The sequence below is a fragment of the Klebsiella planticola ATCC 33531 genome (assembly GCF_000735435.1).
Taxonomy (GTDB): Bacteria; Pseudomonadota; Gammaproteobacteria; order Enterobacterales; family Enterobacteriaceae; genus Klebsiella; species Klebsiella planticola.
On the sequence record NZ_JMPP01000022.1, the window covers coordinates 104,092 to 120,423 of the forward strand.

Consider the following 16,332-nt stretch of genomic DNA (forward strand, 5'->3'; position numbering starts at 1 on the left):
GTTGTCTCCTTACATTTTTTGATAGGGGCGGAATCGTTCCTGCAGCTGGCGCAGCTGGTCGATACGCGCATCGTAGCGCGCCTGCTGCAAACTGCCCAGTTTCACCTGCGAGCTGGCGCTGCTCAGCAGAGTAATCGCCTGATCGAGCTGGCCAACCAGCGCCATACCTTCTGCACGCGCCGCCAGCTCCTGGTCACGATGGCCGAGGCTTGCTTCAGCCTGCGCCAGCAGATCCCAGCCGTTGCTGTCATCTTTGTAGCTAAAGGTATAGCGGTTAAGGATTTGCGCCGCTTCCGCCGCTTGTCCGCCCTGTAAGTATGCGTTGGCAAGGTTCAGCTGCAGAACCGGGTTGGTACGAATTTCGCGAGCATTTTTCAGCCGGTTAATCGCATCGGCCGTTTTCTTCTGTCCGAGATCGATATCGGTCGCCAGGTCGAGATACCAGGCGTTCTGCGGATCGGCGCTCAGCAGAGGCTGCAGCGTTTTGCGCGCCAGATCGTAATTATTGCTTCCCATGGCCAGCAGCGCTCGCCCGTACTGGGAGGCGTGCTGTTCACGGATATTGCCTTTCGCCCACGCGTTCAGCAGATCGTCACCAAGCTTATTTTCCCCGGAGTTATACATTCCCAGGGTTCTGGCCTTGGCCAGGTAAAAATCGGCGGAAGACTGGACAACCACAGGACGCATCTGGTTTGCGCGGTTGCGGGCGTCAGACAGACGGCTTTCCGGCAGGGGGTGAGTCAGCAGCATTTCCGGCGGACGGGTAGAGTAACGCGACTGGTCGAGCAGTTTCCCCATAAAGGCCGGCATCGCCTGCGGATCAAAACCGGAGCGCTGCAGCACCTGAATCCCGATGCGGTCAGCTTCTTCTTCGTTTTGACGGGTAAAACTGATCATCCCCTGCTGGGTTCCCGCCAGCGTACCGGTGAGTGCCGCCATCCCGGCCTGCGGGCTGGCCATCGCCAGCAGAATCGAGCCCAGCGCACCGACCCAGGTCAGCGGGGCGTTGCGCTTTTGGTCTTCCATTGCCCGCGCGAGGTGGCGCTGGGTGACGTGTGAGATTTCGTGCGCCATGACCGACGCCAGTTCGCTTTCGGTATCTGAATAGCGGAACAGAGCGGAGTGCAGCACGACATTGCCGCCGAAGAAAGCAAAGGCGTTTATCTGGTCGTTATTAATCAGGTAAAAGTGGAAAGGGGTGCGAACAGAGTTAGCGTGTGAGACCAGACGCATACCTAATCCGTTAATATATTGCACCAGCAGAGGGTCGTTGATGAGCGGCGCGCTACCGCGTAGCTGGCGCACATAGTAGTCCCCCATCTGCATTTCCTGGCCAATAGAGAGCGTGCTTCCCGCAGAGGTTCCCATATCGGGCAGGGTATCTGCGGAGTCAGCAAAAGCAGGCAAAATCGAACCCAGCGTCAGCGACGCTATGACGGTTGCCACCAGCGTTTTCTTTAACTGCCTGAACATAACCTCTGTCCTGTAATGTGGGTGTGCCAGTTTGACCGATTGGGCGGCGTAATGTTCCATTTCCGCGCGTCATGCGAGTTTAGCTGGCGTTGAGGCTATTGAAAATATGATATTCACACCAGCGTGAATGTTTGTGGCTTTGCTAATAAAAGCGAAGTCTTTCAGGTGACATTTAGATACAATTCCCTCGGTTTTTTTGCCGCTACGCGCTTCAGGGAAGGGTTTTATGCTTGAGATGTTAATGCAGTGGTACCGTCGTCGGTTTAGCGATCCGGAAGCGATAGCGCTGCTGGTTATTTTGCTGGCCGGGTTCGGGATCATGTTCTTTTTCAGCGGCCTGCTGGCGCCATTGCTGGTCGCCATCGTGCTGGCTTATCTGCTGGAATGGCCAACCGTCAGGCTGGAGCGCGTAGGGCTTTCGCGAACCTGGGCAACCTCGTTCGTGCTGATTCTGTTCGTGGGCGTCTTGTTGCTGATGGCGTTTGTGGTGATGCCCGTTGCCTGGCAGCAGGGTATCTATCTGATTCGCGATATGCCTGGCATGCTCAATAAGCTGTCCGATTTTGCTGCCACGGTTCCGCGCCGTTACCCGGCGCTGATGGACGCCGGGATTATCGACGCCATGGCGGATAATATGCGCAACCGCGTGCTTACCGTCGGCGATTCGGTGGTCAAATACTCTCTGGCTTCGCTGGTCGGTTTACTGACTCTGGCGGTCTATCTGGTGCTGGTGCCGCTGATGGTGTTCTTTCTGTTAAAAGATAAAGAGCAGATGCTGAATGCCGTGCGCCGCGTGCTGCCGCGCAACCGCGGGCTGGCGGGGCAGGTATGGAAAGAGATGAACCAGCAGATTACCAACTATATCCGCGGTAAGGTGCTGGAGATGATTGTCGTCGGCGTGGCAACGTGGATTGGCTTTATCCTGTTTGATCTCAACTATTCGCTGCTGCTGGCGGTGCTGGTCGGGTTCTCGGTACTGATTCCCTACATCGGCGCCTTCGTGGTGACCATTCCGGTGGTCGGCGTGGCGCTGTTCCAGTTTGGCGCAGGCCCGGAGTTCTGGAGCCTGTTTGCGGTGTACCTGATTATTCAGGGGCTGGACGGTAACCTGCTGGTACCCGTGCTGTTTTCAGAAGCCGTCAACCTGCATCCGCTGGTGATTATCCTGTCGGTGGTTATCTTCGGTGGGCTGTGGGGATTCTGGGGCGTCTTCTTTGCGATTCCGCTGGCAACCCTGATCAAAGCGGTGGTGCATGCGTGGCCGGATGGCCTGGCGGTGGAAGACGAGAAGAAATAGTCCGCGCTGGAAAACGCAGGGAAGAAAACGGACGCCGGGTCAGTGAATTGCGACCCGGCGTCCTGCGTCAGGTAGAACGTTAGCCGTTTTCTTTCAACCAGTTCAGCACCACATCGTGGTGATTGCTGGTTTTAAAGTTATCAAACACGTGTTCGACTTTGCCGTTGCTATCGATCAGGAAGCTAATGCGGTGAATACCGTCGTAGGTTTTCCCCATAAACGATTTTTCGCCCCAGACGCCAAACTGCTCACACACCTGGTGATTTTCATCAGACAGCAGCGTGAAGTTCAGCAACTCTTTTTCGGCGAAACGGGAGAGTTTTTCCGGTTTATCAGTGCTGATACCCAGCACCTCAACGCCCGCTTTTTTTAAGTCATCCATATTATCGCGCAGGCCGCAGGCCTGAACGGTACAACCCGGGGTCATGGCTTTCGGGTAAAAATAAACCAGAACACGCTGTCCCTGGAAGTCGGTCAAATTTACTTCCTCGCCGTCCTGGTCCGGTAAGCTAAATTTCGGTGCAAGATCACCGGCTTTCAGTGGATTCATTACTCAAACTCCATCCTGTTCATCATGTTGTGAATAATTAACGATGTTAATACTGCCTTGTGCGTTCAGTTCTGTACATAGGGCTTTGAACGCTTGTTCGATATTTGATGCATTTTGTGTTGCAGGGCTGTGTGCGGTTATCTGAATAAACAACTGCGCTGAATCGTCATCACCGCTGACCTGGGTACGAGAAACCAGTTCGGCGATGTTCATATTCCACGCGTCAAACAGGGCAGTGAAACGCTCGATAATATGCGGCGAGTCCGGTACCTCAACCTGGACCCAGACGGTGTTTGGCATGGCCTGAGGAGGCCGCGCGGTCGTCCGCTTCATCACGATCAGCAAATCCAGCTCAGCACCTTTCAGCGGCAGGGTCGATTCGATAAGCGTAATCGCGTTCCATGAACCTGAAAGCAGCATGATAAACGTGAATTCGTCACCAAGCATGGCCAGCCGGCTGTCTTCGATATTACAGCCGCAGCTGCTGACGTGGCGGGTGATGGTGTTCACGATGCCGGGACGGTCAGCGCCCAAAGCGGTAATAACCAGATAGTGTTGTAATGAGGCGGTCAAACCTGTTCTTCCTTTAAAAAGGTGAGGTAACATTAGGAAAGCATAAAAAAAACCGGCATACAACATCCCTGATGGCATCGGGTCTCTTGCTTTTATTACGGCACCAAACGTAACATTGAGAATCTTGTCGCACTTCAGCTCTGAGGATGGCCCATGTTCACGGGAAGTATTGTAGCGCTTGTCACGCCGATGGATGAAAACGGTAATGTCTGCCGGTCAAGCCTGAAAAAACTGATTGATTACCATGTCGCCAGCGGAACCTCGGCGATCGTTTCGGTAGGGACTACCGGAGAATCCGCGACCCTCAGCCATGAAGAGCATGGCGATGTCGTGATGATGACGCTTGAACTTGCTGACGGGCGTATCCCGGTCATCGCAGGTACCGGTGCAAATGCAACCGCAGAGGCGATTAGCCTGACCAAACGTTTTAACAATAGCGGTGTTGTCGGTTGCCTGACGGTCACTCCTTATTACAATCGTCCGACCCAGGAAGGGCTGTTCCAACACTTTAAAGCCATCGCAGAACACACCGACCTGCCGCAAATTCTGTATAATGTGCCGTCCCGTACCGGTTGCGACATGCTGCCGGAAACCGTCGGTCGCCTGGCGGAAGTAAAAAATATTATTGGTATTAAGGAAGCGACGGGGAACTTAAGTCGTGTTCATCAGATCAAAGAGCTGGTTTCAGATGACTTTATTCTGTTGAGCGGCGATGATGCCACCGGAATGGACTTTATGCAGCTCGGCGGTCAGGGCGTGATTTCCGTAACGGCGAACGTTGCGGCTCGCGAAATGGCGGATATGTGCCGACTGGCTGCAGAAGGCCAGTTTGCGCAAGCTCGTGCAATTAACCAACGTCTGATGCCATTGCATACAAAATTATTTGTCGAACCCAACCCGATCCCCGTGAAATGGGCATGTAAGGCGTTGGGTCTTGTGGCAACCGATACGCTGCGCCTGCCGATGACGCCGATTACCGAACAGGGTACTCAGGCCGTTACCGCAGCGCTGAAGCATGCCGGTTTGCTGTAAAGTTTAGGGAGATTTGATGGCTTACTCAGTACAGAAGTCGCGCCTGACGAAGGTTGCGGGTGTTTCATTGGTCCTGCTTCTCGCGGCCTGTAGTTCCGACTCACGCTACAAACGTCAGGTGGGAGGCGATGAGGTCTATCTGCAAGCTACGCCGCTCAGTGAACTTCACGCACCTGCGGGTATGATTCTGCCGGTTCAGGTTGGTGATTATAATATTCCGGTTGCGACCAGCACAGGCGCAGTGGGCAAAGCTCTGGACATCCGCCCACCGGCTCAGCCTCTGGCACTGGTGAGCGGCGCTCGTACTCAGTTCAATGGTGATACCGCCACGCTGATGGTCGAGAACGGTCGTAGCGGTTCGCTGTGGGCGCAGGTAGCCAGCATCATACAGTCTAAGAACTATGTCATCACCAAACGTGACGATGCCAGCCAGACGCTGAATACCGACTGGGTTGAATGGAATCGCCTCGATGAAGACCAGCAGTATCGTGGTCGCTATCAAATCTCAGTGAAACCGCAGGGTTATCAGCAGGCGGTTATCGTGAAGCTGGTGAATCTGGAGCAGGCCGGGAAACCGGTATCCGATCCGGCTTCTCTGCAACGCTATAGCACCTCAATGCTGAACGTCATTTCCGAAGGTCTGGATATGAACGCCACCAATGCGCAGAATGCGGCGCAGAAAAATGCCGGCGCCACCTTCGATGTGCAGAGCGCTGCCGACGATACGGGGCTGCCAATGCTGGTTGTTCGCGCACCGTTCAACATGGTGTGGCAACGTCTGCCGGGCGCACTGGAAAAAGTGGGCATGAAGGTGACGGATAGCACCCGCTCGCAAGGCAGCATGGCGCTGACCTACAAGCCGCTGTCTGACAGCAGCTGGCAGGCGCTGGGCGCCAGCGATCCGCAGCTGGTTTCAGGTGACTACAAACTGCAGGTCGGTGACCTCGATAACCGCAGCAGTCTGCAGTTCATCGATCCGAAAGGCCATACGTTGACGCAGTCGCAGAATGACGCCCTGGTAGCCGTATTCCAGGCCGCATTCAGTAAGTAATAAACAGGGCTGGAGCAATCCAGCCCTTTTTCATGTATAGTGACGCAAACGTGTGCGTCGGCAGAAAAGCGCAATTTTTATCGTCTATATCTTCACTGGAGTGACAAAGATGCAAAAGCAAGCTGAGTTGTATCGTGGTAAAGCGAAAACCGTTTACAGCACGGAGAATCCGGATCTGCTGGTACTCGAATTCCGTAACGATACTTCAGCAGGGGATGGCGCGCGCATTGAGCAGTTCGATCGTAAAGGCATGGTGAACAACAAATTTAACCATTTCATTATGAGCAAACTGGAAGAAGCCGGTATCCCGACTCAGATGGAAGCGCTGCTCTCCGATACCGAATGTCTGGTGAAAAAACTGGAGATGGTTCCGGTGGAGTGCGTAGTCCGTAACCGCGCCGCCGGTTCTCTGGTTAAGCGTCTGGGTATTGAAGAAGGGATTGAACTCAATCCGCCGCTGTTTGATCTGTTCCTGAAAAATGATGCGATGCACGATCCGATGGTCAACGAGTCTTACTGCGAGACTTTTGGCTGGGTAAGCAAAAAGAACCTCGCGCGCATGCAGGAACTGACTTTTAAAGCCAACGACGTATTGAAAAAGCTGTTTGATGATGCCGGCCTGATCCTGGTCGATTTCAAGCTTGAGTTTGGTCTGTTCAAGGGCGAAGTGGTGCTGGGCGATGAGTTCTCGCCAGATGGCAGCCGTCTGTGGGATAAAAATACCCTCGACAAAATGGACAAAGACCGCTTCCGCCAGAGCCTCGGCGGCCTGATTGAGGCCTACGAAGAAGTGGCCCATCGCCTTGGCGTTAAGCTCGACTAATCCTCCCTTCGCCAGAAGGTCACTCTACCTTCTGGCGCTCTTCTTGTTGTTTCCAGTGGTAATTCTACGCCGAACCGCCTACGATCTCTCATATTCGAGAATTTGATGGATTGAGGTGCCTATGCGCTGGCAAGGACGTCGCGAAAGCGACAATGTAGAAGATCGACGTAATGATTCCGGCTCGCCCCTGGGCGGCGGCGGTGGTTTCCGTCTTCCCAGCGGGAAGGGCGGTATCGTCCTGTTGATTATCGTGCTGGTTGCGGGCTATTACGGCGTGGATTTGACCGGAATGCTGACCGGAGAGCCCGTTTCACAGCAGCAAACCACCACCCAACGTTCTGTCAGCCCGCAGGAAGAGCAGGCCGCGAAGTTTACGAAGGTGATTCTTGCCGATACCGAAGATACCTGGGGCGCTATCTTCCAAAAGATGGGCCGTCAGTACCCGCAGCCGAAGCTGGTGCTCTATCGCGGCGCCACGCGGACCGGCTGCGGTACCGGCCAGTCCGTTATGGGACCGTTCTACTGCCCGGCTGATAGCACGGTCTACATCGATCTCTCGTTCTATGATGAGATGAAAAACAAGCTCGGCGCGGATGGCGATTTTGCGCAGGCCTACGTGATTGCTCACGAGGTCGGGCATCACGTGCAGAAGCTGCTGGGTATTGAATCCAAAGTGCGTCAGTTGCAGCAACACGCGTCGCAGGCTGAAGTTAATCGCCTGTCGGTGAAAATGGAGCTGCAGGCGGACTGCTTTGCCGGCGTCTGGGGGCACAGCATGCAGAATCAGGATGTGCTGGAGACCGGCGATCTGCAGGAAGCGCTGAATGCCGCAGAGGCTATCGGCGACGATCGCCTGCAGCAGCAAAGCCAGGGGCGCATTGTCCCGGACAGCTTTACTCACGGGACTTCGCAGCAGCGCTATACCTGGTTTAAGCGCGGTTTTGACAGTGGAGACCCGGCGCAGTGCAATACATTTGGTCATGCGCTCTGACCGCCGCTGTAAATGGATGAATTACTTAACCTGACGGCGCGGATGGCGCAGCAGGGCATTCGTCGTCTGCTGGTGCTCAGCGGCGACGACGCGTGGTGCCTGCAACAGGCGCTGCTGCTGCGTAAACGGCTGGCCGGCGATGGTCTGTGGGTGGGGCCGCAGCCTATGGAAGAGCCCTGTATCTCGCCGCAAGCCCTCAAATCTCTCCTCGGACGTGAGTATCACCACGCCTTCTTTGATGCTCGCAGCGGCTTCGACGCGGCGGCTTTTGCCGCGCTGAGCGGGACGTTGAAAGCGGGAAGCTGGCTGATCCTGCTGACCCCCTCTTTTACCTGTTGGCCATCGCGGCCCGATGCCGATTCTCTGCGCTGGAGCGACGCGTCGGAGCCTATTCCCACTCCCCATTTTGTCCACCGTTTTTGTCAGCGAGTCTGTGCGAATCCTGAGGCGATCGTCTGGCGTCAGAATGAACCGCTGATGCTACCGGAGGAGGAGCCACGACCGCACTGGTATCCAGCTGATGGCCATCCTCAGGCCGAACAGGCCGCTATTCTGGCCAGTCTGAGCACACTTCCTGCGGGCATTGCCGCGGTTACCGCCGAGCGCGGACGGGGAAAATCCGCGCTGGCGGGAATGTTGATACGTCAGCTGGCGGGCGATGCCATCGTTACCGCCCCAGCGCGCGGCGCGACCGAGGTGATGGCAACGTTCGCCGGTGACGGTTTTCGCTTTATGGCGCCGGATGCGTTGCTGGCTGGCGATATTCGAGCGTCATGGCTGATCGTTGATGAAGCGGCAGCCATTCCCGGGCCGCTGCTTCGCCAGCTGGTCACCCGTTTTCCTCGCACCTTACTGACCACGACCGTGCAGGGTTATGAAGGGACCGGCCGCGGTTTTCTGCTCAAGTTTTGCGCCAGCTTTCCTCACCTGCGCCAGTTTAGTCTGCTTGATCCTATCCGCTGGGCCCCTGGCTGCCCGCTGGAAGCATTGGTCAGTGAATTACTCCTGTTTGGCGATGAAACCTTTACCCAATCTCCAGCGGGCGAGGTGACGTTTGAGGCGGTGAGTCAGGACAGCTGGCAGCAGCAGGACGGGCTTGCCGAGGCGATGTATCAACTGCTCTCCGGCGCACATTACCGCACATCGCCGCTGGATTTGCGGCGGATGATGGATGCGCCGGGTCAGCATTTTACCTGCGCCCGCACGAGCAACGGCGTGGCCGCGGCGGTATGGCGGGTGGAGGAGGGGGGGCTTGATCCCGCCCTCAGTCGGGCGGTATGGGCCGGTTTTCGCCGCCCGCGCGGTAATCTGGTGGCGCAGTCGTTGGCGGCCCATGGCGGAAGCCCGCTGGCTGCTACGCTATTGGGGCAGCGAATCACCCGTATCGCCGTGCATCCGACCCGACAACGCGAGGGGCTTGGTCAGGCTCTGGTAGCCCGGGCGGTAGCGCAAAGCCACGGCCTCGATTATCTATCGGTCAGCTTTGGCTATACGCCAGAGCTAGGGCGCTTCTGGCAGCGCTGCGGTTTTACGCTGGTGCGTTTAGGTACCCATCGTGAGGCAAGCAGCGGGTGCTACACGGCGATGGCGCTTTATCCGTTAACCCCTGCGGGGCACGAACTGGTTCTACGGGAGTCGCAGCGTCTGGCGCGCGATGAGTTCTGGCTATGGGAGTGGCGAGAAGCGTTATTCCCGCGGCCGATGGCGCCAGCAGCTATGCTTACGGATGACGACTGGCTGGATGTGGCGGGGTTCGCGTTTGCCCATCGCCCGCTGCTGGCGGTGATTGGCAGCCTGAACCGCCTGCTGTTTCACTGCGGGCTGCCGCTTCCGGCGCTTCGCGCCCGTCTGCAACGCCAGGATGAAGCGGAGATTTGCGCCGGGCTGCGTCTGTCCGGACGCAAAGCGCTGCTGGCCAGGCTGCGCGAAGAAGCGGGACTGGCGCTGCTGAACCTCGACGCATCGCGGGCGGAGAGACTGCGTCAGCAGGTTGGGGAACTGCAATTTTTTTAACTAACTCATTCAGTTAAATGTCATGGTCATATTCCGCGTGCGGCGTAAACTGCCCACGTAAACTAAGGAGACAGCCATGAAACACGACCATTTTATTGTGCAAAGCCCTGCGACACCTGCCCAACAGCTGCTGTTGCTGTTTCATGGCGTCGGCGATAACCCGGTTGCAATGGGGCAAATCGGTAGCCTGTTTGCGCCGCAGTTTCCGGATGCGCTGATCGTCAGCATCGGTGGCGCGGAACCTTGCGGTCCACCGCCGGGTCGCCAGTGGTTCTCGGTTCAGGGGGTGACGGAGGAAAATCGCCAGTCGCGTATTGATGCCATTATGCCGACCTTTATTGAGACCGTTCGCTACTGGCAGAAACAGAGCGGCGTCGGTCCGCGGGCGACGGCACTGATAGGTTTCTCGCAGGGGGCGATTATGTCTCTGGAGAGCATCAAAGCCGAGCCTGGGCTGGCATCACGGGTTATCGCCTTTAACGGACGGTATGCGACGCTTCCGCAGTCGGCAACCACCGCGACAACCATCCATCTGATTCACGGCGGCGAGGATCGCGTTATCGATCTGGCGTGGGCGGTTTCGGCCCAGGAGGCGCTTCAGCAGGCGGGTGGCGACGTGACGCTGGATATTGTCGAGGATCTGGGGCACGCGATTGACGATCGCAGTATGCAGTTTGCCCTTGAGCGCCTGCGCTATACCGTGCCGAAACACTATTTTGACGAAGCGTTGAGCGGCAGTACGCCAAAAGACGACGATATTATCGAATTGCTCTAAGCGAACTGATTTCGTGAACGTACTCCCCGGATAAGGCGTATCACGCCGCTATCCGGGGGATTCCCGGCCGTGTGGGATTGACCGGGGGCAGAGCCGAAATCTTACTTCTTCGGCTGGTCGTGCTTCGGCCAGTCGTCGTCATCGTCCCATTTATCGTTACAATCACGATGGGGCGGCAGTTCTGGCTTATTGGCGAGAAACTTTTTGTGGTCAACGCGATTAAGATCCTTAATGACGTTAATCATGACGCCCACCAAAAATACCAGCACCAGAATCCACCAGTGGTTGATTAGCCATTCCATGTGCGCTTCCTCTTTTCAGGTCGAGGTCGTCAGGCGACCAGTTGTTCCATGATGCGTTGATACATCCGCGCCAGCAGCTGCAGGTCGGCGGCGTTAACACACTCATTGATTTTGTGAATTGTCGCATTCACCGGTCCCAGCTCAACCACCTGCGCACCCATGCGAGCGATAAAGCGACCGTCAGAGGTACCGCCGTTGGTCAGCAGCTGGGGTTTGATCTCATTATAGTGCTCAATGGCGTTCACCACCGCTTCGACCAGTTTGCCACGGCTGGTGAGGAACGGCTGGCCAGACAGCCACCAGTCCAGGGTATAGCGCAGCTGATATTTATCCAGCAGCTCGACGACGCGGGCTTTAATCATCTCGTCGGTCAGTTCAGTGCTAAAGCGGAAGTTGAACTGAACATACATGTCGCCGGGGATCACGTTATTGCTCCCGGTACCCGCCTGTACGTTGGCTATCTGCATGCTGGTGGGGGGAAAGAATTCATTGCCTTTATCCCACTCGATTCCTACCAGCTCCGTCAGCATAGGGGCCGCGCGGTGCACCGGGTTATCGGCGAGATGCGGGTAAGCGACATGCCCCTGCACGCCGTGAATGGTCAGGTTACAGGTGAGTGAGCCACGACGACCGTTTTTGACCACGTCACCGACGACTTCGGTGCTTGACGGTTCGCCGACCAGGCAGTAGTCCAGGCGTTCGTTGCGGGCCATCAGCGCTTCGACCACTTTCACCGTTCCGTTATGCGCGCTGGCCTCTTCATCAGAGGTGATCAAAAAGGCCAGACGACCTTTATGATTCGGGTACTGGGCGACAAAGCGCTCGGCGGCAACCACCATCGCGGCCAGCGAGCCTTTCATATCTGCCGCGCCACGGCCAAACAGCATGCCGTCGCGGATGGTGGGTTCGAAGGGCGGGTTAATCCAACGGTCAGCATCGCCGGCCGGAACCACGTCGGTATGGCCGGCAAAGGCCAGCGTTTCACCGCGCCCGCGCCAGGCCCAGAAATTTTGCGTATCGCCGAAATCCATCGGTTCCACGGTAAAGCCAATCGCACGCAGGCGTTCAATCATTAACGCCTGACATCCCGCATCATCGGGGCTGAGGGAAGGGCGGCGAATAAGCTGCTGAGCCAGCTCAATGACCGGGCAAGACATAGACTATACCTCGTTAACAAGCTTCTTATAAGTGAGTTCACTGAAACCCAGCAGCATAGGCTGCCCGGGCGCGCAGAGCAATGGGCGTTTGATAATTGCCGGCATTTCCAGCATCAGCGCGGCGGCGGCATCGGCGTTATTGATACCGGCACGCACGGTTTCATCCAGTTTCCGCCAGGTTGTACCGCGCGTGTTGAGTAATGCTTCCCAGCCCAGTTCGGCGATAAAGGTGTTTAACAACTCGCGATCCAGGCCATCGGCACGATAATCATGGAACTGATATGCAATCTGATGCGCTTCCAGCCAGCGGCGGGCCTTTTTAATGGTGTCGCAGTTTTTGATTCCGTACATAGTCAGCATAAATGAAACCTTTTCTTTTACGTTGGTTTAAGCGATTAACTCAGAAATTTCCGAATACAGCAGGCTGTATAAAATAATACGTGAATCGCGTGAATAAATATCCTTTTTTACCCTCTATATATGCACTGGGTGAATATTAACCAGTCCGCTAACGATAACCCGGAAATCGCCTGCAGGCAGGGGATATAAAGAGCAGGATATCGGTAGTGTAAATTATCTGAAAACAGGCGTAATGTTGCTAAATGTTGCTATGCATCACATTAAATTTCCACTCCCGGGCCCATAGTAGCAGTAAATCAGAGAGATGATGGCGTAGAAGGGGTTACCAGCAATCGCAGTGATAACCTTAATGCACTTCCTTTCCCAAACCGATTTGCATAAAATTACCCATAATAATAAGAGAGGCTATTATGATTGAACATGAACTAGGGAACTGGAAAGATTTTATTGAAGGTATGCTGCGTAAATAAAATCCTCAATGTGAGCAGGGTAATCGTAAGGCTAAAATAATAGCCCGGCGGTGTTAAACAGATAAAAAAGGCGACTATGACAGTCGCCTTTTTGTTATTTCCCGAGGAAGAAACGGGACGCTCAGGATCCTGCCGGCTTATTGCGGGCGCTCTTTTTGCGGAAAGCGTCGACGTACCAGTACGAAGAATAGCGGAACGAAGAAGATAGCCAGGACCGTGGCGGAAATCATTCCTCCCATCACCCCGGTGCCCACGGCATGCTGGCTACCGGAACCGGCGCCGGTGCTGGTCGCCATCGGCAGGACCCCAAAAATAAAGGCCAGCGAAGTCATCAGGATCGGACGCAGACGCTGGCGACAGGCCGACAGCGTGGCGGCGAGTAAATCTTCCCCTTTCTCGTTGAGCTCATTAGCAAACTCGACGATCAGAATGGCGTTTTTCGCCGACAGGCCGATAACCGTCAGCAGGCCAACCTGGAAGTACACGTCGTTTTCAAGACCGCGCATCCAGGTGGCCATCAGCGCACCGATAACCCCCAGCGGCACCACCAGCATGACCGAGAACGGGATAGACCAGCTCTCATACAGCGCAGCCAGACACAAGAACACCACCAGCAGCGAAATGGCGTACAGCGCCGGCGCCTGCGCGCCGGACAGTCGTTCCTGATAGGACATGGCCGTCCAGTCGAGCCCAAAGCCGTTTGGCAGCTGTCTGGTCAGATCTTCCATGATAGCCATCGCGGTACCGGTACTGATGCCCGGAGCCGCTTCACCGATGATTTCCACCGCCGAGTAGCCGTTATAGCGCTCCAGGCGCGGGGAGCCGGTTTGCCAGCGCGAGGTGGCAAATGCCGAGAAGGGCACCATCGTGCCGCTGCTGTTGCGCACATACCACAGATTAATATCGTCAGGCAGCATGCGGTAAGGGGCGGCGGACTGGACGTAGACTTTCTTCACGCGGCCGCGATCCATAAAATCGTTCACGTAGCTTGAGCCCCAGGCGGTTTGCAACGTGTTGTTGATATCGTCAATAGACACGCCCAGCGCCTGGGCTTTCCGCTGATCGATATCAATCTGCAGCTGCGGGCTATCGTCAAGGCCGTTATGGCGAACCCGGGTCAACCGGTCGTCTTTCGCCGCCAGATCGAGCAGCGTGTCGCGGGCTGCCATGAGCGCCGCGTGCCCGTTGCCGGCGTGGTCTTCGAGCTCCATATCAAAACCGGCGGAACTGCCCAGTCCGCTGATGGCCGGTGGGTTAGTGGCGAAGACGCGCGCCTCGTTAATGCTGTTAAAGGCTTTTGTCGCGCGTTCAATGATCGCAAACGAGGTACCGGTTTTCGCATCCCGTTCATCCCAGTCTTTCAGGCGGATAAACATGCGCGCGACGTTCTGACCATTGCCTCCCGGGCCAGAGCCCACGGTGGCGAAAATCGAAGCAACGTTGGCCTGTTCATGGCTAAAGAAATAGTCCTCAACTTTTTGCACGACTTTTAAGGTCTGCTGTTGCGTTGCGCCGCTCGGCAGTTGCACCGAGGTCAGGAACATACCGCGGTCTTCCTGAGGCAGGAACGAAGTCGGGAGGCGTAAGAACATAAAGACCATCCCCCCCAACAGCAGCGCGTAGATAGCTATCCAGCGCAGCGAACGGTGAAGAATTTTGCCTACGGCGGTTTCGTAACGGCTGGCGTTACGGTTGAACATACGGTTAAACCAGCCAAAGAAGCCTTTTTTACCGTGTTCTTCGCCTTTCTTCATGGGTTTCAGCAAGGTAGCACACAGGGCCGGGGTGAGGATCATGGCCACGAGTACCGACAGCACCATCGCCGAGACGATGGTAATAGAAAACTGACGATAAATGGCGCCGGTTGTGCCGCCGAAGAAGGCCATCGGGATAAAGACCGCCGACAGTACCATCGCGATCCCGACCAGCGCCCCCTGAATCTGGCCCATGGATTTTCGTGTCGCTTCACGCGGCGAAAGACCCTCTTCGCTCATGATGCGCTCAACGTTCTCGACAACCACGATAGCATCATCCACCAGCAGACCTATCGCCAGCACCATCGCGAACATCGTCAGGGTGTTGATACTGTAGCCACAGGCAAACAGGATGGCGAAGGTCCCCATCAGAACCACCGGTACGGCAATGGTTGGGATGAGCGTTGCGCGGATGTTTTGCAGGAACAGGTACATCACCAGGAACACCAGCACGATAGCTTCCAGCAACGTTTTTACCACGTCATGGATAGAGGCCTTCACGAAGGAGGTGGTTTCGTAGGCAATTTTATATTCAAGGCCGTGAGGGAAATACTGCGACAGCTCATCCAGACGATTGAGCACCAGCTCCGCGGTCTGCATTTCGTTTGCCCCCGAGGCCAGCTGCACGCCAAGGCCGGAGGCCGGGTTGCGGTTGTAGCGGCTGAGGTAATCGTAGCTTTCCGCGCCCAGTTCGACTTTCGCCACATCGCCGAGCGTCACCAGCGAACCGTCCGGATTCACGCGCAGCGTAATATCGCGGAACTGCTGCGGCGTTTGCAGCAGCGACTGGGCGTTAATGGTGGCGTTGAGCGACTGATTATCGACCGACGGCGTTCCGCCAAGCTGGCCGACCGCAATCTGCGCGTTCTGTGATTCGATGGCGTCGGTAACATCTTTCGCCGTCATCTGCACGCTGGTGAGTTTGGCCGGATCAAGCCAGATGCGCATTGAGTATTGCGAGCCGTAGGCCGTAATATCGCCAACGCCATTCACGCGGCTGAGCGGTTCCTGAATGTTACTGGCCACGTAGTCGGCGATATCCTGCTTATCCATGCTGCCGTCAGTTGAGACGAATGCGATGGTCAGAATGTTGGTATCACCGGTTTTACGTACCGTCACCCCCTGATTTTGCACATCCTGAGGCAGTTTTTTCATTGCCGATTGCAGCTGGTTTTGTACCTGCTGCATGGCTTCGTTGGGATTCGTTCCGGCGGTAAAGGTCAGCGTAATCGTCGCCTGGCCCGAAGAGCTGCTCTGGGAAGACATATACATCAGGTTATCGAGGCCGGTCATATTCTGTTCGATAACCTGGGTGACGGTATTTTCCAGCGTTTGTGCGGAGGCGCCGGGATAATTGGCGGTAATGCGCACGTTAGGCGGCGCAAGATCGGGATATTGCTCAACGGGAAGTGACAAGATTGCGAGCGTTCCGGTCAGGCATAGCAGGATCGCCAGAACCCACGCGAAAATGGGGCGATCGATAAAAAAATTCGCCATCAGAATTGAGACCTCATTGTGTACATTTTTGTTACCGCACCGTCTGTGACACTTTATAGGCAACGCCACGGGCAAACGTGGAGAAATTAAGGAGATAGTGTAATTTATCGTGTGGCTTTAGCGGACACCGTAAAGAACTCTCCGACTCTCTTTGCGAAAACCGCCGCTTACCCCGGGGCCTGTTTGCCATCGTTAGACAGTTTTCTGCTTGCTA

15 protein-coding genes are annotated in these 16,332 nt (G+C 55.8%); 8 read left to right on the forward strand and 7 right to left on the reverse strand.

Features of this window, described 5'->3' with window-relative positions; genetic code table 11:
• Positions 1–9: 9 nt before the first annotated feature.
• The gene (gene bepA / locus GRPL_RS14930) at positions 10–1,473 is read right to left on the reverse strand and encodes a beta-barrel assembly-enhancing protease (protein ID WP_032699033.1); all 1,464 of its coding nucleotides are present in this window, start codon (positions 1,471–1,473) and stop codon (positions 10–12) included.
• Positions 1,474–1,699: 226 nt separating this feature from the next.
• Between bepA and GRPL_RS14925 the strand changes: the two genes are divergently transcribed.
• Entirely contained in the window at positions 1,700–2,770 is a 1,071-nt protein-coding gene (locus GRPL_RS14925) for an AI-2E family transporter (RefSeq protein WP_032686527.1), read from the forward strand.
• A gap of 79 nt (positions 2,771–2,849) precedes the next feature.
• Here the strand turns inward: GRPL_RS14925 and bcp are convergent, their stop codons facing one another.
• Positions 2,850–3,320: a thioredoxin-dependent thiol peroxidase gene (gene bcp / locus GRPL_RS14920; protein ID WP_032686528.1), complete on the reverse strand. Its 471-nt coding sequence runs from the start codon at positions 3,318–3,320 to the stop codon at positions 2,850–2,852.
• Positions 3,321–3,323: 3 nt separating this feature from the next.
• Entirely contained in the window at positions 3,324–3,893 is a 570-nt protein-coding gene (locus GRPL_RS14915; protein ID WP_004866176.1) for a glycine cleavage system transcriptional repressor, read from the reverse strand.
• A 153-nt stretch (positions 3,894–4,046) separates the two neighbouring features.
• Here GRPL_RS14915 and dapA point away from each other — a divergent pair, with 153 nt between their 5' ends.
• The 6 genes from dapA (at position 4,047) to ypfH (ending at position 10,578) form a co-directional block, all read left to right on the forward strand.
• On the forward strand, positions 4,047–4,925 hold the full coding sequence (dapA, locus tag GRPL_RS14910) for a 4-hydroxy-tetrahydrodipicolinate synthase (RefSeq protein ID WP_032686529.1): 879 nt from the start codon (positions 4,047–4,049) through the stop codon (positions 4,923–4,925).
• 16 nt (positions 4,926–4,941) lie between these two features.
• Positions 4,942–5,976 carry an outer membrane protein assembly factor BamC gene (gene bamC / locus GRPL_RS14905; protein ID WP_032686530.1) on the forward strand — a complete coding sequence of 345 codons (1,035 nt, stop codon included), beginning with the start codon at positions 4,942–4,944 and terminating at the stop codon, positions 5,974–5,976.
• Positions 5,977–6,085: 109 nt separating this feature from the next.
• A complete protein-coding gene (purC, locus tag GRPL_RS14900; protein WP_004866167.1) occupies positions 6,086–6,799 on the forward strand; it encodes a phosphoribosylaminoimidazolesuccinocarboxamide synthase in 714 nt (237 codons plus the stop codon).
• A gap of 121 nt (positions 6,800–6,920) precedes the next feature.
• Positions 6,921–7,790: a KPN_02809 family neutral zinc metallopeptidase gene (ypfJ, locus tag GRPL_RS14895; protein ID WP_032686532.1), complete on the forward strand. Its 870-nt coding sequence runs from the start codon at positions 6,921–6,923 to the stop codon at positions 7,788–7,790.
• A 12-nt stretch (positions 7,791–7,802) separates the two neighbouring features.
• Positions 7,803–9,803: a tRNA(Met) cytidine acetyltransferase TmcA gene (locus GRPL_RS14890; protein WP_032699034.1), complete on the forward strand. Its 2,001-nt coding sequence runs from the start codon at positions 7,803–7,805 to the stop codon at positions 9,801–9,803.
• A 76-nt stretch (positions 9,804–9,879) separates the two neighbouring features.
• On the forward strand, positions 9,880–10,578 hold the full coding sequence (gene ypfH, locus GRPL_RS14885; RefSeq protein ID WP_004866158.1) for an esterase: 699 nt from the start codon (positions 9,880–9,882) through the stop codon (positions 10,576–10,578).
• Positions 10,579–10,679: 101 nt separating this feature from the next.
• Here the strand turns inward: ypfH and GRPL_RS14880 are convergent, their stop codons facing one another.
• The 3 genes from GRPL_RS14880 to GRPL_RS14870 are packed head-to-tail and all read right to left on the reverse strand — an operon-like array spanning position 10,680 to position 12,397.
• Complete coding sequence (locus GRPL_RS14880; protein WP_004866145.1) at positions 10,680–10,880, reverse strand: YpfN family protein; 201 nt, start codon at positions 10,878–10,880, stop codon at positions 10,680–10,682.
• 29 nt (positions 10,881–10,909) lie between these two features.
• Positions 10,910–12,037: a succinyl-diaminopimelate desuccinylase gene (dapE, locus tag GRPL_RS14875; protein WP_032695538.1), complete on the reverse strand. Its 1,128-nt coding sequence runs from the start codon at positions 12,035–12,037 to the stop codon at positions 10,910–10,912.
• Positions 12,038–12,040: 3 nt separating this feature from the next.
• Positions 12,041–12,397: an ArsC family reductase gene (locus GRPL_RS14870; protein WP_032699035.1), complete on the reverse strand. Its 357-nt coding sequence runs from the start codon at positions 12,395–12,397 to the stop codon at positions 12,041–12,043.
• A gap of 410 nt (positions 12,398–12,807) precedes the next feature.
• On the opposite strand from GRPL_RS14870, the gene ypfM reads away from it, so the two are divergent.
• Positions 12,808–12,867 (forward strand): protein YpfM, encoded by a 60-nt coding sequence (ypfM, locus tag GRPL_RS27720; protein WP_100181659.1) that lies wholly within the window; start codon positions 12,808–12,810, stop codon positions 12,865–12,867.
• Between the two features lie 137 nt (positions 12,868–13,004).
• On the opposite strand, the gene acrD is transcribed toward ypfM, so the two are convergent.
• Positions 13,005–16,118: a multidrug efflux RND transporter permease AcrD gene (acrD, locus tag GRPL_RS14865; RefSeq protein WP_032686537.1), complete on the reverse strand. Its 3,114-nt coding sequence runs from the start codon at positions 16,116–16,118 to the stop codon at positions 13,005–13,007.
• Positions 16,119–16,332 lie beyond the last annotated feature (214 nt).

What these genes read in the sequence shown, in the direction of transcription:
- bamC (WP_032686530.1), top strand. Translation starts at nt 4,942, where the DNA reads ATGGCTTACTCAGTACAGAAGTCGCGCCTGACGAAGGTTGCGGGTGTT.
- dapA (WP_032686529.1), top strand. Translation starts at nt 4,047, where the DNA reads ATGTTCACGGGAAGTATTGTAGCGCTTGTCACGCCGATGGATGAAAAC.
- acrD (WP_032686537.1), bottom strand. Translation starts at nt 16,118, where the DNA reads ATGGCGAATTTTTTTATCGATCGCCCCATTTTCGCGTGGGTTCTGGCG.
- ypfH (WP_004866158.1), top strand. Translation starts at nt 9,880, where the DNA reads ATGAAACACGACCATTTTATTGTGCAAAGCCCTGCGACACCTGCCCAA.
- GRPL_RS14925 (WP_032686527.1), top strand. Translation starts at nt 1,700, where the DNA reads ATGCTTGAGATGTTAATGCAGTGGTACCGTCGTCGGTTTAGCGATCCG.
- bcp (WP_032686528.1), bottom strand. Translation starts at nt 3,320, where the DNA reads ATGAATCCACTGAAAGCCGGTGATCTTGCACCGAAATTTAGCTTACCG.
- GRPL_RS14890 (WP_032699034.1), top strand. Translation starts at nt 7,803, where the DNA reads ATGGATGAATTACTTAACCTGACGGCGCGGATGGCGCAGCAGGGCATT.
- ypfJ (WP_032686532.1), top strand. Translation starts at nt 6,921, where the DNA reads ATGCGCTGGCAAGGACGTCGCGAAAGCGACAATGTAGAAGATCGACGT.
- dapE (WP_032695538.1), bottom strand. Translation starts at nt 12,037, where the DNA reads ATGTCTTGCCCGGTCATTGAGCTGGCTCAGCAGCTTATTCGCCGCCCT.
- purC (WP_004866167.1), top strand. Translation starts at nt 6,086, where the DNA reads ATGCAAAAGCAAGCTGAGTTGTATCGTGGTAAAGCGAAAACCGTTTAC.
- GRPL_RS14870 (WP_032699035.1), bottom strand. Translation starts at nt 12,397, where the DNA reads ATGCTGACTATGTACGGAATCAAAAACTGCGACACCATTAAAAAGGCC.
- bepA (WP_032699033.1), bottom strand. Translation starts at nt 1,473, where the DNA reads ATGTTCAGGCAGTTAAAGAAAACGCTGGTGGCAACCGTCATAGCGTCG.
- GRPL_RS14880 (WP_004866145.1), bottom strand. Translation starts at nt 10,880, where the DNA reads ATGGAATGGCTAATCAACCACTGGTGGATTCTGGTGCTGGTATTTTTG.